Raw genomic sequence first — 19,172 nt, 5'->3', positions numbered from 1 at the left:
GGACGGCCCGGCCGGCCGTCAGTCCACCCGGCCGCCACCGGCCTCGATGAGTTCGAGCAGCTCCTCCGCTGCCTGCTCCACCGCCTCGGGACGCCCCGGCCGCACGAGCTTGCCGGCGCGGTCGCCGTACTTCGGGGAGACGTTGTAGCGGGAGCCGTTGACCCGCATCGCGAGCGTCATCCCGCCGGAGAAGCGGGCCTTGCTCGCCTTGACCCGCTCCACGGGCGCGCTCTCGATCAGGTGGCGGTCGGACCCCAGCAGGTTCAGGACGCCGTCGTCGACGGTGACGTATCCGTGCTGCGCGACCGGCCGGATGCCCTTGCCGATCTGCACCTCGTCGAAGACCCGTTCACTCGTTCCGTTGGTGGTCATACCCTTTCTCCGATCTTCCGTCGCGTGGAACTACGGTTACCCGGGTCCACGCCGCACAACCGGTACGAAAGGGCATCCACCGTACGCGCGCCGCCGCTTGATGTCGGATCAGTCCGGTCGGCCGCGCCCGTCACAGCAGGGCGTGTCCGCCCTCCTGGTCCTCCTGACCGGGCTCGACGGGCGGCCGGAACGCCCCCGACAGCTCCCGCCCGCCGCCGGACAGCGTGAACGACCCGTCCGCGTGCACCGTCACATCCACCACGAGCCGCCCGTCCGCCGGGTACGCCCAGGTCTCCTGCGCCGTCCCCGCCTGGATCTCCAGCACGCCGCGACCGTCCACCAGGTGCACGACCCCGAGCGTGCCGACCGCGAGCCGCGCGAGCCCGCCGCCCGTCCCGAGCCCGTCCCCGCGCACCCGCGTCCCGGCCGCCACCGGGAACTGGACGACGAGGGGGAACCGCGCGTGGTTGCTGATCGTCCCGAAAGCCCACATGCCGTATCGCCTCCTGCCCCCGACCGGTCCCGCACCGGCGGGCAGCGACCAGCCTGCCCGGCCCGCGCGGCCCGGCCGCGGCCCCGTGCGCGCCCGCCGCGCCGGATCACCTCACCGGCCGTACGCGGGACCCGTCCGGCCGATCACCGGCGGCGCCGGTTCCGCCGCCCGCGCGCCGGCGAGCAGCTCCGTGAACAGGTCGGCCCAGCGCCGCCCGACGACCTCGGGCGCGTACTCGCGCACGGTGGCCAGCGCCGCGTCGCCCATCCGCGCCCGCAGCGCCTCGTCCGCCATGAGGCGGCGCAGCGCGTCCGTGAGCCCCTCGGTGTCCCCGGTCGGCACGAGCAGCCCGTCCCGGCCGTGCGTCAGCACCTCGCCAGGACCGGTCGGGCAGTCGAAGCTGACCACGGGAAGGCCGTGCGACATGGCCTCCAGCATCACCATCGGAAGACCTTCGGCCCGGGAACTCAGCACATAGACGGACGCTTTCGCGAGTTCGTCGTCGAGCCGGTCGCTGCGGCCCATGAGAAGCACGTGGTTGTACAGATGGTGTTCCTCGACGAGGCGGCGCAGTTGGCGTTTCCGGTCGCCCGTGCCGTAAATGCGGAGCTGCCAGTCCGGGAATTCGTCGACGAGCCGCCCGAAGGCCGGGATCAGGAGGTCGAATCCCTTCTGCGGCCGCAGTCTCCCGGCCGCCACGACGACGTGCTGTGCGCAGGAGGACGGTTTCTGCCGCAGAGAATGCACCGCGTTGGGAATGCGCACGACGCGCGCGCCCGGGGCGGCCTCGCGGTAGTCGTCCTCGTCCTGCCGCGTGAGGACGCCGATCGCCTCCACACGCGGGTACCAGCGGGCGATCGCGGCGCGCACGTCGGGCTGGTGGACGTGCAGGTTCATGTGCTCCTGGGCGACGCGCACCACGCCGCGGGTGGCGAAGCGGGCGGACAGGAGGTTCAGCGAGGGGCGGGTCGTGACGAGCACCCCGTCCGTGAGCTGCCCGAGGTAGGCGATGAGGGTGCGCTCCAGCGCCCGGCTGATCGCGGCGCGGCCGCTCTCGCCCTCCGGCACGTGGCGGGGCGGCCGGCCGGCGAGCCACGTCTCGTGCCGGGCGCGCAGTCGCCCCGCGAGGCCCCGGCGGCGCGCCGGCGGTTCCGTGCCGGGCCGCAGGTCGGCGAGCGCGGTGAGCCGTACGCGCGGGTCGAGGGGGAAGTACGGGCGGTCCGCGCGCCGTACGGCGCTCACGACGCGCACGTCGTGGCCCGCGGCGGCGAGGGCGTTGGCCTGGGTGAAGACGGTGCGGATCGTGCCGCCCATTCCGTAGGCGTGCAGCAGCAGGTAGCGGATCTTCATCGTGCGGGCAGCACCTCGACCGACAGGTTGTCGTTGACCGTGTAGTACGGGCGCACGAGGACCGACGACCTGCCGCGTGGCACCGGCTGGCCGGGGAAGACCATGACGTGCTTCTTGTCCGGCACGCCGTCGAGCCGCCGGCCGGCGCGCAGCCGTCCTTCCCCGCAGGACAGCCACACGTCCCAGTACGCCGGGACGTGAAGGCCGTCCGGCGCCAGGTCCGTCACGGGCAGCGACACGTCGAAACGGGTGTCGCGCAGGTCGGCCGGACAGCGCAGGCGCCAGGGCCGGCCGCGGTCGTTGCGCAGGATCAGGAGGAGGGACCAGCCGGCGGGGGCCGGGGCGCGCAGGCGGCCGACGAGCCCGCCCGCGCGCCGGTGGCCGTGCAGGTCGCCGACGAGCCGCAGCCGCCCGTCGCGCGGCCAGACCTGCGCGATCTCGGCGTGTCCCCTCACCGCGCGGCTTCCCTGGCGGCGTACGGGTAGCCCCAGGCTTCGCAGATGTCGTGCAGGACGGCCGGGACGCGGCCGGGCTCGGGGGCGTCCCGGCCGGGCTGCACGCGACCGGAGCGGATCTTGTCCTTCCAGTCGCCGAGCCCCTTCTCCAGCCGGTCGAGGTCGCGGGCGCGGCCGCTGCCGTAGTCGATCATGCCGGGCTCGAAGCCGACGCCGAGGAACGCGCACAGGTCGCGCAGCGCGGCCTCGGGGTCGCCGGTCAGCTCCTCGTAGCGGACGGTGTGGCCGGGCAGGGCGCGGCGGGCGCGCTCGACGGCGCGGAGATAGCGCAGGGCGTCGTGGGCGGCCTGGTCGGGGTCGCGCTTCACCGGGTCCGCCTCGTGCCAGGAACGGGCGACGGCGGCCGGGTGGCGCAGCAGGAAGACGAACTGCGCGTCCGGCCAGCAGGCGGCGATCCGCTCGTGGACGAACGCGTTGCTCGGCGTCTTCTCGATGATGCGGGACTTGCCCGACCTGACCAGCTCGCGGTGCAGGACCCGGTCCCACAGGAGATGTTCGAGGTCGCCGCGCTCCAGGCCGAGGACGGAGATCGCGCGTTCGGCGAGGCGGGTGGAGCAGTGGACCTCCAGGCGGCGGAAGTGCAGCTCGTGCGGCGCGTGGAGGGCGGAGTGGGCGTTCAGCGTCATGCGCAGCAGCGTGGAGCCCGAACGCACGGGCGCGATGATGAACACGGGGCGCCGCAGGAGCCGGTCGCGCGCCGGATCGGCGGGGGGCCGGTACTCCGGGGGAGCGGGCCGCCGGTCGGCGGGGCGCGCGCGGACCGGGGCGGGCTTCGGGGCCTGCCGGGGTACGGCCCGGCGCACCTGGAATCCGGTCGCTGAACCGAGGGCGTTGTTGATTTTCCGGAGGAGTCTCATCGAAGACCGAACACCAACTGGGGCCGGGAACAAGGAATGTGATGCAGGGTTTGTTCATACACCAGAAATAGTTCCGGCCGGAAATCGCCGAGCCGTCCGGCGCGTTGGGGCGGACGTTTCCGGTACGAAAAAAAGCTCACTCGCGCGAGTGTTTCCTCGCGCGAGTGAGCGGTGTTCCCGGGGGTCCGGGGCGGGGTCAGTCGTCGCCCTCGAACGCGTCGCCGATCTCGTCGATGATCTCCGCCGCGACGAAACCGCCGACGACGCCGGCCGCCACACCGGCGACCACGGCACCGGCGCCGATGCCGCCGTGGCCGTGGTGGTCGTCGTGGTCACCGTGCCCGTGGTGGTGGCCGCCGTGCCCGTACGCCGCGCCGTGATCGCCGCGCCTGCTGCCGGTGAGCTGCGCCACCCAGGAGTCCACGAGGCCCGTGAAGTCCGCGCGCCCGACGTCCCCGTGCGCGACGGTGTGCCGGTGCACCACGTCGTGGCCGGACGAGAAGATGCCGCCGCGCTTGTCCGCCTCAAGCACGACCTCGAGGCCCGAGGGGGACGCGATCAGCGACACCTCGACCTCGTTCATCACGTGCCCGTACTGCGGCGGCGGGATCAGCTCGATCTCCTGGTAGAACGGCAGCGTCTGCCCCGTCCCGGAGATCCGGCCCAGCTCCAGGTCGGCCGACCTGAAGCCGAACCCGAGCTGCCCGAACGCCTCGAGGACGGCCTCCTGCACCGGCATCGGACGCACCAGCAGCGGATCCAGGTCGCCCTTGTCCACCGCGCTCGCGACCGCAAGCTCCGTCCGCACGCCCAGCGCGATGCCGAGCGGCTGCCCGTACAGCTCGGTGATGGGCGTCTCCCACGGCACCGGCACGGAGAACGGCACCTCGAACCGCTCGCCCTCGGCCAGCCGGAACGCCCCGCCCACCTGGGCGCGGTGGAACGCGACCGTGCCGTCGCTCTCGCCCTCCTCGTGCTCCCGCTCGACGCGGGCGATGAAGTCGAGGGTGATGCGCTCGATCTCCACGTCCATCGAGCCGCCCTCGACCAGCACCCGGCCGGTCAGCACGCCGCCTGGGACGACGGCCCCGCCGTCGAGCACCGTGTCCACCGAGGGGCCGCCGACCCCGAGGGCACCCAGAAACCGTTTGAACACCACTGCGGTGTCTCCTTCACGTCGTCGCTGTGCGTTCCGCCGTCACTGCACCGTCGCAACGTCCGGGCGGCGCACGGCGGTTCCCACGCTACCCGCGTACGGCCCCGGCGCCCCGGCCCGGCACCGTGCGCGCGGGGCTCCCCGGAGCATCGCGCATGAGTACGATGACGCTCGATGAGCCGAACGGGTGACGGACGGGAGCGGTGCGCCGCGGGTGACGGCGACAGCCGCGCCCGCGGTGCCGCCGCCGTGCGCGTCCTGCTCGCCCTGGTCGTCCTCCTGCTGTCCGCCGCGGGTGTCTGCGCGCCCGCGGCCCACGCCCTGGCGGACGCCCCCAGGGCCGCCGTCGCAGAGGAGACGCGCGACCTGCCGCCGACCGACTGGGACGCCCCGGGCGACACCTGCCGCAGTGGCCCCGTCACCGGGGTCAACTCGCTGCCCCCCGTCCCCGTCGCGCTGCACGTCCCGCCCGACGACCCGCCGCCGCCGGCCGTCCGGCCGGCGGCGCCGCGCGGCATCGGCGGCCCGCTCCACGACGCGGCCCCCGCCGTGGACCTGCACCGGCTCCAGGTGCACCGGACGTGACGGGCGGCCGCGCGCCGTCCCCGACCGGGCCGGCGCGGAAGCCGTTCCCCCCGACTCCCCGTCACAAGGACTTTTCATGGGCACCAGCAAGACGAAGAAGGGCGCCGCCGCCGACCGGCGCGCCAAGATAGCCGAGGCGCGCCGCCTCGAACGCGCGCGCGACCGCCGCTACCGGATCATCACGATCACCGCCTGCACGGTCATCCTCGCCGCCATCGTCGGCGGCGGCGCGTGGTTCGTCGTCACGAGCGACGACGACGACTCCGGCGCCACGGTCGAGGCGGCCGTCGACGGCGAGCGCACGTACGCCGACCTGTCCAGCACGCACGTCTCGGAGACCGTGGACTACCCGCAGACCCCGCCCGTCGGCGGCAACCACAACCCGGTGTGGATGAACTGCGACGGCGACGTCTACACCGAGGCCATCCCCAACGAGAACGCCGTCCACTCCCTGGAGCACGGCGCGGTCTGGGTCACCTACAACGACGCCGCCGCCGGCGAGGACATCGACGTCCTCGCCGAGCGCGTCAGCACCACCCCCTACTCGCTGATGAGCCCGGTCGCCGAGCAGGCGAGCCCGATCACCCTCACCGCCTGGGGCCACCAGCTCGCCCTCGACAGCGCGTCGGACCCGCGGGTCGCCCAGTTCTTCGAGGAGTACGTGCAGGGGCCGCAGACCCTGGAGCCGGGCGCCGCGTGCAGCGGCGGAATGGCCCAGTGACGTTCACCGGACGGCGTCTGCTGGCGGTGGCGAGCGGCCTGCTCGCCACCGCCGCCCTCCTGCTGCTCGCCGTCACCGCGTTCGCCCGCGCGGAGTCGGGGGACGACACCCCGGGGAAGGGCTCGGCGGACGTCGGGTTCGCCCAGGACATGGCCGTGCACCACCAGCAGGCGGTGGAGATGTCGTTCATCGTCCGCGACCGCACCGACGACGAGGCCGTGCGGCTGCTCGCGTACGACATCATCAACACACAGGCCAACCAGCGCGGCATGATGCTCGGCTGGCTGCGGAGCTGGGACGCCCCCGTCACCCCGGGCGGCCCGCCGATGACCTGGATGCCCGGGGACCACGCCCACGGGACGCCGGACGGCGCGCTCATGCCCGGCATGGCCACCGACGAGCAGGTGGCCGAGCTCGGCGCCGCGTCCGGGCGCAACGCCGAGATCCTCTACCTGCGGCTCATGACGACGCACCACCGCGCCGGCGCCGAGATGGCCGACGCGGGCGCCGAGCTGGCGGCGACCGACGAGATCCGGGACCTCGCCGCCGGCATGGCCGAGGCGCAGCGCGCCGAGATCGAGCTGATGACGGACATGCTCGCCGAACGCGGCGCCGAACCCCCGCCCGCCTGACCCGGCCGGTCCGCGTCCTGCCCCCGGGCGCCGTGCTCCCGGGGGCAGGATGGTGTCATGAGCATCACGGTCACGGACAACGGTGCCGCCCGCCGCTTCGAGGCGCGGGACGGCGACACGGTGGCGGGGTTCGCCGACTACCTGCGGGACGACCGGCAGGTGATCTACCCGCACACCCAGGTGGACCACGCCTACGAGGGACGCGGTGTCGGCAGCGCGCTCGCCCGCGCCGCCCTGGACGACGCGCGCGAACGGGGCCTCACGGCGATCGCCGCCTGCCCGTTCATCGCGGCATGGCTGGACCGGCACCCCGAGTACGCCGACACCGCGCGACGGCCCGACAGCGACGTGACGGACTGACCGCCCGGCCGGTCAGGCGCCGCGCAGCCGGTCGAGCTGGCGGCGCTCCCGCTTGGTCGGACGGCCCGCGCCCCGGTCGCGCAGCCCGACCGGGGCGGGCGCCTCGACGCGGGGCGGGGGCGGCGGGCTGTTGTCCACGTACGCCTCGACCGCGACCGGGGCGCCGACCCGCTTGCTGAGCAGCCGCTTCACGAACACGATCCGCTCCCGCTCGCCCTGCCGGACGCGGACCTCGTCGCCGACCCGGACGGGCTGCGCGGGCTTGACCCGCTCCCCGTTGACCTTGACGTGTCCGCCACGGCAGGCGGAGGCGGCGGCGGAACGGGTCTTCGCCAGGCGTACGGACCAGACCCAGCTGTCGACCCGCACGCTGCTCGCATCGGTGTGCCCCGGCTCGGGGCGCGGACGGTCCGCGGGAGCTGCCATGCGTCCGACTCTAAGCGGTGCCACCGACAACCGGCGCCCGGAGCGCATGCTCTCCCGCCGGTGCGGTCCGCGTGGATGTCCTGTGGGGGCGGCGGACGTGGGGCGCGCCGTCTGACAGAGTGACGTGCGGACAGATGATCCGACCCCGCGCGGAGGGATCGTATGCGCACGCGCACAAGGACGTTGGGGCTGGCGACGGCCCTCCTGCTGGGCACAGCCGCCTGCGGTGGCGTGGCCGCGCAGGACCCGGACGGCGGGGACGCCGCTCCCGCGCCGTCGGCCGGGGTCGACGCCCCGGAGCCGGACACGGACCTCACCCGGCCGTCGCCCGACGCCGGCCTGACCGACCCGCTGCCCACCGGCGACGAGGTCCCGTCCGGCGGGACCACCGACCAGGTCCCGGGCACGGACGACCTCCGCGACGACAGCGAGGACGGCGGCGGCGCGGAAACGGAGGACCCCGGCGGCGACGTGCTCCCCGAACTCCCGACGATCCCGCCCGACTCGGACGCAGGGGAGGCGATGCAGACGTTCTGCGAGATCGCCCGGCTGTACGGGGACGACCTGGACGACACGGTCGAGGACCTGTGCGCGCCCTACCTGGACGAGTGACGCTCGGCCGCCCGTACGAAAAACCGTTGCGCCGCCCCCGCCACGGCGTCACGCTCGCGGGTACGTATCCCCACCCGCGCGAGGAGCGCCGATGCTGACGGACGACGACGTCGAGACGTTCGTTCGGGACGGTTTCGTCCATCTGCCGGGGGCCGTCCCGGCCGACCTCGTCGACGCGTGCCGCGCCGAGCTGTGGCACGCGACCGGCTGCGACCCGGACGATCCCGCCACCTGGACGGAACCCGTCGTCCGGCTCGGCGGGTTCGCCACCCCGCCGTTCCGCGCCGCGGCCAACATGCCGGTCCTGCACGCGGCGTTCGACCGGCTCGTCGGCCCGGGCCGGTGGGTGGCGCCCGGCGGGATCGGCACGTTCCCCGTCCGCTTCCCCAGCGCACAGCCGCCGGGCGACGACGGCTGGCACCTGGAGGGCAGCTTCGCCGGCGACGCGGGGGAGCCGCGCGTGAGCATCGACTCGCGCGGCCGGGCGCTGCTGATGCTGTTCCTGTTCTCCGACGTCGGCCCGGACGACGCCCCGACCCGCGTCAGGGTCGGCTCCCACCTGGACGTCCCGCCGTTCCTCGCGGACGCGGGCACGGCGGGACGGCCGTGGTTCCCGCTGTGCGGCGACGTGGTGCCCGCGACCGAGGGCCGACCCGAGGTGACGGCCACCGGCGCGGCGGGCGACGTGTTCCTGTGCCACCCCTTCCTGGTGCACGCGGCACAGCCGCACCACGGCACGGTGCCACGCTTCATGGGCCAGCCACCCCTGCTGCCGACGGGCACACTCGACCTGTCCGGAACCGACCCGACCCCCATCGAACGCGCGATCCTCCTCGGCCTGCAGCCCTCCTGACGACCCGCTCACCACGTACACGGAGTGGCTGTACGGGAACGCCGGTGGTCAGGGCGACAGTTGCGTCGATGTCGCGTTCGCCGCGCGGGCTGTCCATGTGCGGGATTCCAAGGACGTGGGTCGCCCGGCCTTCGTGGTCGGTCGCGCGGACTGGTCGGCGTTCGTGCGGTTCGCCTCGCGGCACGGCGGGTGCACGCTTCCGCCGGCGGCCCCCTTCCCGACCGCGTGGATGCGGTGAGGAAGAGGGCCGGCGGGCTTGGCGGTCAGGAGTCGCGGTAGGTCTCCAGCAGGCGCAGCCACACCTCGTTCACCGTCGGGAATGCCGGGACCGCGTGCCACAGGTCGTCGATCGTCACCTCGCCGACGATCGCGATCGTCGCCGCGTGCAGCAGTTCGCCCGCGTCCGGGCCGGTGAAGGTCGCGCCGATCAGCACCTCGTGGTCCTCGTCCACCACGATGCGCGCCCGGCCCGTGTAGCCGTCGGCGCGCAGGGCGGCGCCCGAGACGCTGCCGAGGTCGTAGTCCACACACCGGAACCGGCGGCCCGCCGCCTTCGCCGCCTCGGCCGTCAGGCCCACGGACGCCACCTCCGGCTCGGTGAAGACGACCTGCGGCACCGCGAACGCGTCGGCCCGCGCCGTCGCCGGGACCGGACGGCCCTGCGCGCGGGCCGCGATCGCGTCACCCGCGATCCGGGCCTGGTACTTGCCCTGGTGGGTGAGGAGCGCGCGGTGGTTCACGTCGCCCGCCGCGTACAGCCAGGTGCCGTCCACGCCGTCCACGAGGAGCGTGTCGTCCACCGTCAGCCAGGATCCCGGTTCGAGGCCGACGCTCTCCAGCCCGAGCGTGCCGGTGCGCGGCGCCCGGCCGGTCGCGAACAGCACCTCGTCGGCGACCAGTTCGCCGCCGTCCCCGCCGTCCCCGCTGTCCAGGATCAGCGTCACCGGCCCCGCCGGGTCGGGGCGGCGCACCTCCGTCACCGACGTGCCGGGCCGCACGTCCACGCCGCGCGCCGTCAGCCCGCCGGCCACCAGGTCGCCGGCGAACCGCTCCATGCGCGGCAGCGGGCGCTCACCGCGCATCAGCAGCGTCACCTTCGACCCGAGGCCGGCCCACGCGGCGGCCATCTCCGCGCCGACGACACCCCCGCCGACGACGGCGAGCCGGCCCGGGACGTCCTTCGCCGACGTCGCCTCGCGGCTCGTCCACGGCCGCGCGTCCGCGAGCCCCGGGATCGACGGGAGCCGCGCCTCGCTGCCCGGGCAGACGGCCACGGCGTGCCGGGCCGTCAGCGTCCGGTCGCCCACGACGACCCGGCGCGGGCCGGCCAGCCGCGCCTCGCCCCGGATCAGCTCGATCCCGGCCGAGCCGAGCCACTCGACCTGCCCGTCGTCACGCCACCCGCTGGTGAAGCTGTCGCGCCGGGCCAGGACCGCCGCCGCGTCGAGCCGCCCGTCGCCCACCGCCTCCCGCGCACCTGGCACGGCGCGGGCCGCGTCCAGGGCGGCCGAGGGCCGCAGCAGCGCCTTGCTCGGGATGCACGCCCAGTACGAGCACTCGCCGCCGACCAGCTCGCGTTCCACGATCGCCGTGCGCAGGCCGGCGGCGCTCGTGCGGTCGGCCACGTTCTCCCCGACCGGGCCGGCGCCGACGACGATCACGTCCCACGTGTCGCCGTCACCGCCCCCGCCGCGTTCCGTGTGACTGTCCCTGTCGCTCATCCGGCTCTCCCGCGCTGTCGCTCACTTGTGCTGACGGACCGTCCCCACCGTAGGCGAGACGGCCCGCCGGCGCGCGGCTCAGCGGGCGGGGTGCTGCCCCTCGGCAAGCCAAACGGCCGTGTCCGGCGGCAGCTCGGGACCGCCCGGGCCGTCCGCGAGCGGCCCGCTGGCCAGCAGCGGACGCTCGCCGGCGGGCAGCGGCAGGGGCGCCGCGCCGAAGTTGACCCGGCACACGAGCCAGGCGCCCTTGCGGAACGCCAGCTCCCCGTCCCGCGCGGGCAGCCAGGTGAACGACACGTCGCCGCGCGCCGCACGCCGCAGCCGCAGCGCCTCCCGGTACAGCTCCAGGAACGACCCGTCCCGCCCGGTCTGCGCGGCCACCGACCGCTCGCCCCAGCCCGGGGGCTGCGGCAGCCAGCTCACCGCGCCGGGACCGAAGCCGTACGACGGGCCGTCCGCCGTCCACGGCAGCGGTACGCGGCAGCCGTCGCGCCCCTTCACCCGGTGGCCGGTGCGCTCCCACATCGGGTCGCGCAGGGCGTCCGGCGGGAGGTCGGTGACCTCCGGCAGCCCCAGTTCCTCGCCCTGGTAGAGGTAGCCGGTGCCGGGCAGCGCGAGGCACAGCAGCGCGGCGGCGCGCGCCCGGCGCTCCCCGAGGGCCGTGTCGGGGGCCGGCTCCCGCCCGCCGTTCGCCAGCCACGCCGCGTGGTCGGTGCCCGCGGGGAGGGCGTAGCGGGAGGTGTGGCGGACCACGTCGTGGTTGGACAGGACCCAGGTGGGCAGCGTCCCGACGGCGCGGGCGCCGTCGAGGGACGTCCCGATGACCTCGCGGAAGTCGTCGGCGCCCCAGGGACAGCGCAGGAAGAAGAAATTGAACGCCTGGTGCAGCTCGTCCTGCCGGGTGTACAGGGGCAGCCGCCGCGCGCTCACCCCGGCCTCGGCGACCATGATCCGCTCGGGCTCGTAGGTGTCGGTGAGCTTGCGCCAGGCGCGGTAGATCTCGTGCACCTCGTCGCGGTCCCAGAACGGGTGGTCGCCGCCCTCCGGCGGGGCGTTGAGCGGCGCGCTGTCCCGGCCGTACGTGTCGCGCAGCGGCGGTACGAGGTCCTTGCGCAGGCCGTGCGCCACATCGACGCGGAACCCGTCGACGCCGAGGTCGAGCCAGAACCGCAGGATGTCGGCGAACTCGGCGGCGACGTCCGGGTTCTCCCAGTTCAGGTCGGGCTGCTCGGCGGCGAAGATGTGCAGGTACCACTGGCCGTCGGGCACACGGGTCCACGCGGGGCCGCCGAACTTGGACTGCCAGTCGGCCGGCGGCAGTTCACCGTGCTCGCCGCGGCCGTCGCGGAACACGAACCGGTCGCGCGCGGGCGAGCCGGGCGGCGCGGCCAGCGCCTCGCGGAACCACGGATGCCGGTCGGAACAGTGGTTGGGCACGATGTCGACGATGACGCGCAGCCCCAGGTCGTGCGCCCGCGCGAGGAGGGCGCGGAAGTCGTCCAGCGTGCCGTGGCGCGGGTCGACGTCGCGGTGGTCGGCCACGTCGTAGCCGGCGTCGGCCCAGGGGGAGGGGTAGAACGGCGTGAGCCACACGGCGTCGACGCCGAGGTCCGCCAGGTGGCCGAGACGGCCGGTGATGCCCGGGAGGTCCCCCACGCCGTCGCCGTCCGCGTCGGCGAAACTGGGGACGTACACCTGGTAGACGACGGACTCGCGCCACCAGTCGTCGGGCATGTGCTGTATCACGGTGTTTCCTCCGGGCGGAACGGTACGCGGGGGCACCCGTCGCGCGGGTCCCCGGGGCCCGCCGTTCTACCAGACGGCGCGGACACGGCCGTGGGCCGGGCGCCCGCGTCAGCGGTCGTCCGGCAGGGTGACGCCGGCGGGCTCCACGTCGGCGCGCAGCCCGCGCCACACGGCGTGCCGAAGCCGTCCGTCGCGCGTCCACGTGCGGTGCGCGACGTCACCGACCAGGACGGGTTCGACCCAGCGCGCGCGGCGGGCGCGCTCGCGGGGGACCGGCTCGTCGAACGGGCTGCCGGCGCGCGCGAGGGGCGCGAGCCGGTCGGCGAGGTCGGCGAGCGCCGCGTCGGAGAAGCCGGTGCCGACGTGGCCGATGTACCGCAGCCGGCCGGCCGTGTCGTACGCCCCGAGCAGCAGCGATCCGATGGCTCCCGAGCGGTGCCCCTCGCCCGGCTGCCAGCCGCCCACGACGGCCTCCCGCGCGGTGAACAGGGGGCGTTTCACCCACAGCGCGGAACGCCGCCCCGGCAGGTAGCGGGAGTCGAGGCGCTTCGCGACGATCCCCTCGATGCCGCCCCGGCGCGCCGCCTCGATCAGCTCGGCCGGTTCGGCGTCCCGGGCCGTGTAGTACCGGGGGACGGCGAACTCCCGGTGTTCCGCGTCGAGTCCGAGCCCGTCCAGGGCCGCGCGGCGGTCGGTGTAGGGGGCGTCCAGCAGGTCGTCCGTGCCGAGGCGCAGCAGGTCGAACGCGAAGAGGACGACGGGGATCTCGGCCAGCAGCCGGGGGGACGGACGCCGCTGGTGCCGCCGTTGCAGGCGTCCGAAGTCGGGCCGCCCGGCGGAGTCGGGGGCGACCAGTTCGCCGTCGAGCACGGCGGCGCGCCCGCCGAGCGCGCGGCCGGCCGCGGCGGCGACCTCGGGGTAGGCGGCGGTGAAGTCGTTGCCGTTGCGGCTGGTGAGCCGGGCCTCGCCGGTCGGTGCCACGCGCAGGCAGCAGCGGTAGCCGTCCCACTTGTACTCGTAGGCCCACGGCCCGCTGGGCGGATCGCCGTCCACGGCCAGCATGGGCGGGACGGCCCTCGGCATCTGCGCCATTCCCCCAGTACACGCCGGACGCCGGCCGCCTCACGCGCCGACACGCACGGTGCGGGGCGGAGCGGCCGTCAGGTCGGCGGGCGTCGGTGGCGGTGGTAGTGGCGTCGGGCGCGGACCCGGCTGCCGCATGTGGGGGAGCACCACTCGCGGCGCGGGTGGTCCTTGAGGAAGTAGAGGACGCACCCGGGGGCGAGGCAGGAGCGCAGCCGCAGCCGGTCGCCGCCCTGGCCGAACAGCGCGATCGCCTCCTCCGCGAGGGCCGACAGTGCCGCTGCCGGGGCGTCGCCGCCGGTGCGGGTGAGGCGCGCGGGCTGCCCGCCGGGGGGCCAGACCAGGGCTGACCAGTGCGGCACCGCGCCGGCGGCCTCGTTGAGGGTGGCGACGGCGGCGGCCAGTCCGGCGGGCGAGGCGGCGGCGGGCCGGGGGTCACCGGTCGCCTCGGCGGCCAGCCGCCGCAGCGCGTCGCGCAGTCCGCGCAGCCGCTCCGTCAGCGTGCGCAGGTCGTCGGGGGACAGGGCGTCCACGTCGCCGGCCGTGAGCGGGGCGAGCCGCGGGGCGACGGCACGCAGCCAGGCGGCGGTGCCGGCGGTGTCGCGCAGCGCGTCGTGGATGCCGTCGCGGTCGGCCCAGACGGTGTTCATCAGCTCGACCGGCAGCGGTTCGCCCAGGAGCGGCGGGCTCGTCCCCATGGGGTGACCCTATCGCCGCAGCCCCGCTCGTCGGGCCTTCCCCGCGTTGACAGCGGAGGGGGACCCTGCCAGTCTTCTCACGGTTGCATCGCTTTACAACCGTTGGGTTGGGGGCGGCTCCACCGACCGTCCCCGCCTCCGCCGACACGAAAGGGCGTCATCGCCATGCCCGCCTCCCGCCCGCCCCTCCCGCCGTTCGACCTGGACGGCGCCCTCGCCAAGGTCCAGGCCGCCGAGGACGCCTGGAACACCCGTGACGCCCACCGGGTCGCCCTCGCCTACACGGAGGACTCGGTCTGGCGCAACCGGGACGTCTTCCTCGCCGGCCGCGACGAGATCGTCGCCTTCCTCACCCGCAAGTGGGAGCGCGAACGGGACTACGTGCTGCGCAAGAGCCTGTGGGCCTTCCACTGGAACCGCATCGCCGTCAGGTTCCAGTACGAGTGGCACGACGCCGCGGGGCAGTGGTATCGCAGCCACGGCAACGAGCAGTGGGAGTTCGCCGACAGCGGCCTGATGAGCCGCCGCGAGGCGAGCATCAACGACGTGCCGATCAGCGCGGCCGACCGCCGCTGGACCGGCCCCCGGGCACCGCACGAACACGGACAGGACCTGCCGCTGCGCTGAGGGGGCGGCCCGGGTCCGGGGCACCGTCGAAGAAGCGGTGGCAGACCCCGGCGGCACCCTGCCCCACGACACAGCGGTCAGGGGCGACACCCAGCGGTGCGGGCCGCCCGACCTGCTGACCGGCGGGAAGAGCCCGGCCGCCGTCGTCAGGGCTGATTCCCGCCACCCCCGGGGCCTCGGGCGGCGGCCGCGTGCGAGGATCCGGCTGTGCTGGACGCGATCGACGCGGTGGACTGGGCCGCCATACCGGGTCACCCCGACCGGTACCTGCCGGAGCGCGCCGCCGGTGGTCTGCGCGCGCTGGCCACCGCGACGAATCTCCTCCAGGCGGCGGACGCGGGATCACGGCTCGGCGGCGGCGGAATCGTCCACGGCCACAGCGCCGCGGTGTTCCCCGCCGCGGTCGCGGCGACCCCGCTGCTCCTCGACATCGCGCGGCTGGGGCACCCGGCCGCGCGGGACACGGCCCTGCTGCTCCTCGACGACGCCCTGTCGTTCCATCCGCATGCCGGGTACACGCGGGACGGCGCCGGCGTGCCCGTCTGCTGCGCCATCGCCCACCACCTGCGGGCACGGGCCGGTTTCCTCGCCGGGCTCGGCGGACGGGGCAGGTCACTGCTGGCCGAAGCGGCCGCCCACTGGCGTTTCGAGGTCGTCGAGTGCGTCGCCGAGGGCGGGGACACGGCGGCCTTCGGCACACTGGCCGGCCGTCTCCCCGAGGGCGTACAGGCAGCCGAGATGCTCTTCGCCGGCACCGCCACCCCGCTCGGCGGCGTCTTTCTCGACTACCCGCCCGTGCAGGGCTCGCCCGATGCGTGCCTGCGGGTGACCGGCCGTCACCCCGGTGAACTGCCGCGCGGCGCCCTGCTGCTGCCGACCGAGTGCGGGGAGCGCGTGCACTGACGGACTCCCGGCTGCGTCCCTTCGTACGGGGTACGCGTGGCCGTCCTCCGGACTGTGGAGGCCCGTCATCCTGGAGAGGTTCATGGGCTCCGCCCCGGCCTGCTGGTTCGTCGTCCTGCCCGATCGGGACTTCTCCCCCGGGCACTGTGGCACGTCTGCGGGCGGAACGTCCGTCCGCCGCGCGGTCGCTGGCGCGATGGGTGAAACCCCGGGGGAGGGGTACCCGGGTCGGCATGCAGCAGCGAACCGACGAGGCGGCCGGTCCGGGCCGGTACGACGCCGCCCCCTACCTGCCCCGCCTGAACGCGGGTCTCGCAGCCCTGCGCCGCGCCGCCGCCGACTGCCACGGCTGCCCCCTGTTCGAGGGCGCCTCGCAGACCGTGTTCGGCGCCGGTGACACGCGGGCGCGCCTCATGCTCGTCGGGGAGGAGCCGGGCGACCAGGAGGACCGCGCGGGCGAGCCGTTCGTCGGCCCCGCCGGCCGACTGCTCGCCCGCGCCACCGAGGACGCCGGGATCGACCCGGACCACACCTACCTCACCAACGCGGTGAAGCACTTCAAGTTCACCCGTCCGGGCGGCGGCAAGCGGCGCATCCACAAGTCGCCGACCCTGCGCGAGATGTCCGCCTGCCGGCCCTGGCTCGACGCGGAGCTGCGCCAGGTCGCCCCCGAGGTCGTCGTCACCCTCGGCGCGACGGCCGGCAGGGCGCTGCTCGGCTCGTCCTTCCGGGTCACCAGGGAACGCGGCGTCCTGCGCCCGCTGCCCGGCGCGGACGACGGCACCCGCCTCGTCGCGACGATCCACCCCTCCGCCGTCCTGCGCGCCGACGACAGCGACCGCGCCGCCGCCTACGACGGCCTGGTCGCGGACCTGCGGGTCGCCGTGACGGCTCTCGGCTGAGCCGCACGGCGGCTCACGCCTCGGCGCGCGCCTTCAGCGGCTCCCACCACGCCCGGTTCGCGCGGTACCACGCGACGGTCGACGCGAGCGCCGCGTGGAAGGCGGCGCGCGGCGCGTACCCCAGCTCGGCGGCGATCTTCGCGCAGTCCACCGAGTAGCGGCGGTCGTGCCCCTTGCGGTCGGTGACGTGGCGGATCCGCTCGGGGCCGGCGTCGCAGGCGTCAAGCAGCAGCCCCGTCAGCTCGCGATTGGTCAGCTCGGTGCCGCCGCCGATGTTGTAGATCTCGCCGGGCCGCCCGCCGGTGCGCACCAGTTCGACGGCCCGCACGTGGTCGTCGACGTGCAGCCAGTCCCGGACGTGCAGGCCGTCCCCGTACAGCGGCACGTCCCGGCCCTCCAGCAGCCGGATCACGAACGACGGGATCAGTTTCTCGGGGAACTGGTAGGGGCCGAACGTGTTCGAGCAGCGGGTGATCCGTACGTCCGTGCCGTGCGTCCGGTGCTCGGCGAGCACCAGGAGGTCGGCCGCCGCCTTCGACGCCGCGTACGGGGAGGACGGGTTCAGCGGTGCCGTCTCGGTCCACGAGCCGGTGGCGCGGGAGCCGTACACCTCGTCGGTGGAGATCTGCACGAACCGCCGCACCCCGCCGTGCCGTGCCGCGTCGAGGAGGACCTGCGTGCCGAGCACATTGGCCGAGACGAACGGGTCGGCGTCGTGGATCGAGCGGTCCACGTGCGACTGGGCGGCGAAGTGCACCACCTCGTCGTGCTCGGCCGCGAGCCGCCCGGCGAGGACCGCGTCGCGGATGTCGCCGTGCACGAAGCGGAAGCCGGGGTGGTCGCGCACCGGGTCGAGGTTGGCGCGGTTGCCCGCGTAGGTGAGCGCGTCGAGGACGGTGACCGCGACACCGCCGGGGCCGCCGGGGCCGAGCAGACCGCGCACGTACGCCGAGCCGACGAAGCCGGCACCCCCCGTCACCAGGATCTTCGTCACCATGGAACCTTCCGCGCCGTGCCGTCGTGCTGTGCGGGCCGCGTCGCCGCGGGCCCGCCGGGTAGACCGTAACCCGTGCCGGTCAGCGGTCCGGGGCGGGCTGGCAGCGCGGGCACCAGACGGTGGTCCGGCCGGCGACGCGGCCGCGCGCGAGACGGTCCCCGGTGCGCGGGCACCGGCCGCCGTCGGGGTCGTCGCGCCGGCCGGTGAGCCAGTCGTCGCGCGGCGGCACGCGCCCGGCCGCGACGGCGGCGTCCAGGACGCGCGGGAGCGCGCCGGCGAGACGGCGGCGCTCGGGGGCCGTCAGGCCGTCCGCGCGGCGGGCGGGGTGGAGGCGCGCCCGCCACAGCAGCTCGTCGGCCAGCAGGTTCCCGAGGCCGGCCACGACGGACTGGTCGAGGAGCGCGCTCTTCAGGCCGCCGCGCCGCCGTGCGAGGCGCCGCACGAGGCCGGGGCCGCCGACGGCCGCCGCGTCGGGTCCCTGCCCGGCCAGGAGGCGCGCGATGTCGCCGGCGGTCGGGGCGAGCCAGATGCCGCGCAGTTTCCGTTGGTCGCGGAAGCGCAGCTCGCCTCCGCCGGACAGGCCGAACACGACGCGGTCGGCCCGCTCCAACGGGTCGCCCGCGGCGGCCGGGACGAGGCGGCCGGTCATCCCGAAGTGCAGCAGGAGCGTCGGCCCCGCGTCGGTGGGGGCGATGAGCCACTTCCCGTGCCGTTCCGGAGTGCCGAGACACCGGCCCCGGACGGCCCGCCGGAACCGGCGCGTGCTCACTTCGCGCAACACGCCGTCGTCCCTGACCGTGAGGCGTTCGACGCGGCGGCCCGTGCCGTGGTCCCGCAGGACGCGGCGGAAGCCCTCGACATCCGGCAGTTCCGGCATGCCGTCACCGTAGCCCGGGTCAGGGCGCGGGGCTCAGCGGACGGGCGCGCCCGTGAGTTCCTCGACGAAGCGGTCGAGTTCCGGCTGCCAGTAGTGCGCGACCTGGCACTCCAGCGATCCCTCCCCGTACGGCAGCGCGAGCCGCACGTGGCTGTACAGCCGTCCCCTGCCGGCCTCCTCCACGAGCGTGCCGTGGTCGGTGCGGAGCAGTGTGTGGACGCGGGTGCGCGGCCCGGGGTAGCGGAATCCGCCGGTCGCGTGGATGACGACGGTCCGTTCCGTCAGGGAGACGAAGCAGTCCTTGGACAGGGTCCGGCGCAGCGTCCCGACGACGCCGGACAGCAGTCGTGAGCGCGTGCCCGGCGGGCGCGAGGCGCCGATCGCGTGGAACGTGACGAGCGGCCGTTCGCCCGGGTCGCTCCGTGCGATCTCCTCGGCGGCCTGCTCGCGCACCCGTTCCTTGTCCCAGCGCACAGCCATGTCGTCCTCCTCGGTCCGGCTGCGGTGTGTTTCCGTGCTCCCACATCGGGTGAACGCGCTGGAACGGTGCAAACCACCCGAGCGACCATGTGACCGAAACCGGACGTCCCGCCCACCCCGAGTGCGCGAAGTGCGCAGCTTGCGCGAAACGCGCATGCAGTCGTAGGGTCGCCCGCGTGCCGACTCGTGAGGGCCGGTCTACGAAG

At 75.1% G+C, this 19,172-nt stretch carries 22 protein-coding genes and 2 pseudogenes; 10 read left to right on the top strand and 14 right to left on the bottom strand.

Annotated features, from left to right (window positions below; all coding sequences use genetic code 11):
- Positions 1 to 18: 18 nt before the first annotated feature.
- The 6 genes from EMA09_RS03355 to EMA09_RS03335 all read right to left on the bottom strand — a co-directional run bounded on the left by EMA09_RS03355 (position 19) and on the right by EMA09_RS03335 (position 4,746).
- On the bottom strand, positions 19 to 372 hold the full coding sequence (locus EMA09_RS03355) for a hypothetical protein (protein WP_129838731.1): 354 nt from the start codon (positions 370 to 372) through the stop codon (positions 19 to 21).
- Positions 373 to 502: 130 nt separating this feature from the next.
- Complete coding sequence (locus EMA09_RS03350; RefSeq protein WP_129838729.1) at positions 503 to 865, bottom strand: hypothetical protein; 363 nt, start codon at positions 863 to 865, stop codon at positions 503 to 505.
- Between the two features lie 111 nt (positions 866 to 976).
- A complete protein-coding gene (locus tag EMA09_RS03345; RefSeq protein ID WP_129838727.1) occupies positions 977 to 2,215 on the bottom strand; it encodes a glycosyltransferase family 4 protein in 1,239 nt (412 codons plus the stop codon).
- Positions 2,212 to 2,670, bottom strand: a complete 459-nt coding sequence (locus EMA09_RS28165) for a hypothetical protein (protein WP_168220630.1) — start codon at positions 2,668 to 2,670, stop codon at positions 2,212 to 2,214. The genes EMA09_RS03345 and EMA09_RS28165 overlap by 4 nt, the downstream gene beginning before the upstream one ends.
- Complete coding sequence (locus EMA09_RS03340) at positions 2,667 to 3,587, bottom strand: sulfotransferase (protein ID WP_168220629.1); 921 nt, start codon at positions 3,585 to 3,587, stop codon at positions 2,667 to 2,669. The genes EMA09_RS28165 and EMA09_RS03340 overlap by 4 nt, the downstream gene beginning before the upstream one ends.
- A 196-nt stretch (positions 3,588 to 3,783) precedes the next feature.
- Positions 3,784 to 4,746 (bottom strand): sporulation protein, encoded by a 963-nt coding sequence (locus tag EMA09_RS03335; RefSeq protein ID WP_129838725.1) that lies wholly within the window; start codon positions 4,744 to 4,746, stop codon positions 3,784 to 3,786.
- Positions 4,747 to 4,917: 171 nt separating this feature from the next.
- Between EMA09_RS03335 and EMA09_RS03330 the strand changes: the two genes are divergently transcribed.
- From EMA09_RS03330 to EMA09_RS03315, 4 genes are all read left to right on the top strand, one after another.
- Positions 4,918 to 5,328, top strand: a complete 411-nt coding sequence (locus EMA09_RS03330; RefSeq protein ID WP_129838724.1) for a hypothetical protein — start codon at positions 4,918 to 4,920, stop codon at positions 5,326 to 5,328.
- A 76-nt stretch (positions 5,329 to 5,404) separates the two neighbouring features.
- Positions 5,405 to 6,049: a DUF3105 domain-containing protein gene (locus EMA09_RS03325; RefSeq protein WP_129838722.1), complete on the top strand. Its 645-nt coding sequence runs from the start codon at positions 5,405 to 5,407 to the stop codon at positions 6,047 to 6,049.
- The gene (locus tag EMA09_RS03320; RefSeq protein ID WP_240796212.1) at positions 6,046 to 6,681 is read left to right on the top strand and encodes a DUF305 domain-containing protein; all 636 of its coding nucleotides are present in this window, start codon (positions 6,046 to 6,048) and stop codon (positions 6,679 to 6,681) included. Before EMA09_RS03325 ends, EMA09_RS03320 begins: the two co-directional genes overlap by 4 nt.
- Positions 6,682 to 6,738: 57 nt before the next feature.
- Positions 6,739 to 7,041, top strand: a complete 303-nt coding sequence (locus EMA09_RS03315) for a GNAT family N-acetyltransferase (protein ID WP_129838718.1) — start codon at positions 6,739 to 6,741, stop codon at positions 7,039 to 7,041.
- A 12-nt stretch (positions 7,042 to 7,053) separates the two neighbouring features.
- On the opposite strand, the pseudogene EMA09_RS03310 reads toward EMA09_RS03315, so the two are convergent.
- A pseudogene (locus EMA09_RS03310) lies at positions 7,054 to 7,413 on the bottom strand (RNA-binding S4 domain-containing protein); the annotation flags it as partial.
- Between the two features lie 216 nt (positions 7,414 to 7,629).
- Here EMA09_RS03310 and EMA09_RS03305 point away from each other — a divergent pair.
- The 3 genes and pseudogenes from EMA09_RS03305 to EMA09_RS03295 form a co-directional block, all read left to right on the top strand.
- Positions 7,630 to 8,079 carry a hypothetical protein gene (locus EMA09_RS03305; protein ID WP_129838714.1) on the top strand — a complete coding sequence of 150 codons (450 nt, stop codon included), beginning with the start codon at positions 7,630 to 7,632 and terminating at the stop codon, positions 8,077 to 8,079.
- Between the two features lie 91 nt (positions 8,080 to 8,170).
- Positions 8,171 to 8,932 (top strand): phytanoyl-CoA dioxygenase family protein, encoded by a 762-nt coding sequence (locus tag EMA09_RS03300; RefSeq protein ID WP_129838712.1) that lies wholly within the window; start codon positions 8,171 to 8,173, stop codon positions 8,930 to 8,932.
- 28 nt (positions 8,933 to 8,960) lie between these two features.
- Positions 8,961 to 9,110, top strand: a pseudogene (locus EMA09_RS03295) (DUF397 domain-containing protein); the annotation flags it as partial.
- A gap of 85 nt (positions 9,111 to 9,195) precedes the next feature.
- On the opposite strand, the gene EMA09_RS03290 reads toward EMA09_RS03295, so the two are convergent.
- The 4 genes from EMA09_RS03290 to EMA09_RS03275 all read right to left on the bottom strand — a co-directional run bounded on the left by EMA09_RS03290 (position 9,196) and on the right by EMA09_RS03275 (position 14,180).
- Positions 9,196 to 10,653, bottom strand: coding sequence for an NAD(P)/FAD-dependent oxidoreductase (locus EMA09_RS03290; RefSeq protein ID WP_129838710.1), 1,458 nt, complete (start codon positions 10,651 to 10,653; stop codon positions 9,196 to 9,198).
- Positions 10,654 to 10,731: 78 nt separating this feature from the next.
- Complete coding sequence (locus tag EMA09_RS03285) at positions 10,732 to 12,387, bottom strand: glycoside hydrolase family 13 protein (RefSeq protein WP_129843805.1); 1,656 nt, start codon at positions 12,385 to 12,387, stop codon at positions 10,732 to 10,734.
- A gap of 120 nt (positions 12,388 to 12,507) precedes the next feature.
- Complete coding sequence (gene ligD, locus EMA09_RS03280) at positions 12,508 to 13,491, bottom strand: non-homologous end-joining DNA ligase (RefSeq protein ID WP_129838708.1); 984 nt, start codon at positions 13,489 to 13,491, stop codon at positions 12,508 to 12,510.
- Positions 13,492 to 13,559: 68 nt separating this feature from the next.
- Positions 13,560 to 14,180, bottom strand: coding sequence for a CGNR zinc finger domain-containing protein (locus EMA09_RS03275; protein WP_129838706.1), 621 nt, complete (start codon positions 14,178 to 14,180; stop codon positions 13,560 to 13,562).
- Positions 14,181 to 14,345: 165 nt separating this feature from the next.
- On the opposite strand from EMA09_RS03275, the gene EMA09_RS03270 reads away from it, so the two are divergent.
- The 3 genes from EMA09_RS03270 to EMA09_RS03260 all read left to right on the top strand — a co-directional run bounded on the left by EMA09_RS03270 (position 14,346) and on the right by EMA09_RS03260 (position 16,612).
- On the top strand, positions 14,346 to 14,807 hold the full coding sequence (locus EMA09_RS03270; protein ID WP_129838704.1) for a nuclear transport factor 2 family protein: 462 nt from the start codon (positions 14,346 to 14,348) through the stop codon (positions 14,805 to 14,807).
- 207 nt (positions 14,808 to 15,014) lie between these two features.
- Positions 15,015 to 15,710 carry a hypothetical protein gene (locus EMA09_RS03265; protein ID WP_129838702.1) on the top strand — a complete coding sequence of 232 codons (696 nt, stop codon included), beginning with the start codon at positions 15,015 to 15,017 and terminating at the stop codon, positions 15,708 to 15,710.
- Positions 15,711 to 15,943: 233 nt separating this feature from the next.
- On the top strand, positions 15,944 to 16,612 hold the full coding sequence (locus EMA09_RS03260; RefSeq protein ID WP_129838700.1) for a UdgX family uracil-DNA binding protein: 669 nt from the start codon (positions 15,944 to 15,946) through the stop codon (positions 16,610 to 16,612).
- 13 nt (positions 16,613 to 16,625) lie between these two features.
- On the opposite strand, the gene rfbB is transcribed toward EMA09_RS03260, so the two are convergent.
- From rfbB to EMA09_RS03245, 3 genes are all read right to left on the bottom strand, one after another.
- A complete protein-coding gene (gene rfbB, locus EMA09_RS03255; RefSeq protein WP_129838698.1) occupies positions 16,626 to 17,609 on the bottom strand; it encodes a dTDP-glucose 4,6-dehydratase in 984 nt (327 codons plus the stop codon).
- Between the two features lie 79 nt (positions 17,610 to 17,688).
- The gene (locus tag EMA09_RS03250) at positions 17,689 to 18,486 is read right to left on the bottom strand and encodes a DNA-formamidopyrimidine glycosylase family protein (protein ID WP_129838696.1); all 798 of its coding nucleotides are present in this window, start codon (positions 18,484 to 18,486) and stop codon (positions 17,689 to 17,691) included.
- Positions 18,487 to 18,519: 33 nt separating this feature from the next.
- On the bottom strand, positions 18,520 to 18,966 hold the full coding sequence (locus tag EMA09_RS03245; protein WP_129838694.1) for a hypothetical protein: 447 nt from the start codon (positions 18,964 to 18,966) through the stop codon (positions 18,520 to 18,522).
- Positions 18,967 to 19,172: the final 206 nt, after the last annotated feature.

Origin of the sequence: Streptomyces sp. RFCAC02, assembly GCF_004193175.1 — a bacterium.
Classification (GTDB): Bacteria; Actinomycetota; Actinomycetes; order Streptomycetales; family Streptomycetaceae; genus Streptomyces.
The sequence above is the reverse complement of the archived record's forward strand: the minus strand, read 5'-3'. Positions and strand labels throughout refer to the sequence as shown.

Excerpts from the sequence above, each read along its gene's own strand:
- EMA09_RS03355 (WP_129838731.1), bottom strand. The coding sequence starts at position 372 with ATGACCACCAACGGAACGAGTGAACGGGTCTTCGACGAGGTGCAGATC.
- EMA09_RS03350 (WP_129838729.1), bottom strand. The coding sequence starts at position 865 with ATGTGGGCTTTCGGGACGATCAGCAACCACGCGCGGTTCCCCCTCGTC.
- EMA09_RS03345 (WP_129838727.1), bottom strand. The coding sequence starts at position 2,215 with ATGAAGATCCGCTACCTGCTGCTGCACGCCTACGGAATGGGCGGCACG.
- EMA09_RS03340 (WP_168220629.1), bottom strand. The coding sequence starts at position 3,587 with ATGAGACTCCTCCGGAAAATCAACAACGCCCTCGGTTCAGCGACCGGA.
- EMA09_RS03330 (WP_129838724.1), top strand. The coding sequence starts at position 4,918 with ATGAGCCGAACGGGTGACGGACGGGAGCGGTGCGCCGCGGGTGACGGC.
- EMA09_RS03325 (WP_129838722.1), top strand. The coding sequence starts at position 5,405 with ATGGGCACCAGCAAGACGAAGAAGGGCGCCGCCGCCGACCGGCGCGCC.
- EMA09_RS03315 (WP_129838718.1), top strand. The coding sequence starts at position 6,739 with ATGAGCATCACGGTCACGGACAACGGTGCCGCCCGCCGCTTCGAGGCG.
- EMA09_RS03305 (WP_129838714.1), top strand. The coding sequence starts at position 7,630 with ATGCGCACGCGCACAAGGACGTTGGGGCTGGCGACGGCCCTCCTGCTG.
- EMA09_RS03300 (WP_129838712.1), top strand. The coding sequence starts at position 8,171 with ATGCTGACGGACGACGACGTCGAGACGTTCGTTCGGGACGGTTTCGTC.
- EMA09_RS03290 (WP_129838710.1), bottom strand. The coding sequence starts at position 10,653 with ATGAGCGACAGGGACAGTCACACGGAACGCGGCGGGGGCGGTGACGGC.
- EMA09_RS03285 (WP_129843805.1), bottom strand. The coding sequence starts at position 12,387 with ATGCCCGACGACTGGTGGCGCGAGTCCGTCGTCTACCAGGTGTACGTC.
- ligD (WP_129838708.1), bottom strand. The coding sequence starts at position 13,491 with ATGGCGCAGATGCCGAGGGCCGTCCCGCCCATGCTGGCCGTGGACGGC.
- EMA09_RS03275 (WP_129838706.1), bottom strand. The coding sequence starts at position 14,180 with ATGGGGACGAGCCCGCCGCTCCTGGGCGAACCGCTGCCGGTCGAGCTG.
- EMA09_RS03270 (WP_129838704.1), top strand. The coding sequence starts at position 14,346 with ATGCCCGCCTCCCGCCCGCCCCTCCCGCCGTTCGACCTGGACGGCGCC.
- EMA09_RS03260 (WP_129838700.1), top strand. The coding sequence starts at position 15,944 with ATGCAGCAGCGAACCGACGAGGCGGCCGGTCCGGGCCGGTACGACGCC.
- rfbB (WP_129838698.1), bottom strand. The coding sequence starts at position 17,609 with ATGGTGACGAAGATCCTGGTGACGGGGGGTGCCGGCTTCGTCGGCTCG.
- EMA09_RS03250 (WP_129838696.1), bottom strand. The coding sequence starts at position 18,486 with ATGCCGGAACTGCCGGATGTCGAGGGCTTCCGCCGCGTCCTGCGGGAC.
- EMA09_RS03245 (WP_129838694.1), bottom strand. The coding sequence starts at position 18,966 with ATGGCTGTGCGCTGGGACAAGGAACGGGTGCGCGAGCAGGCCGCCGAG.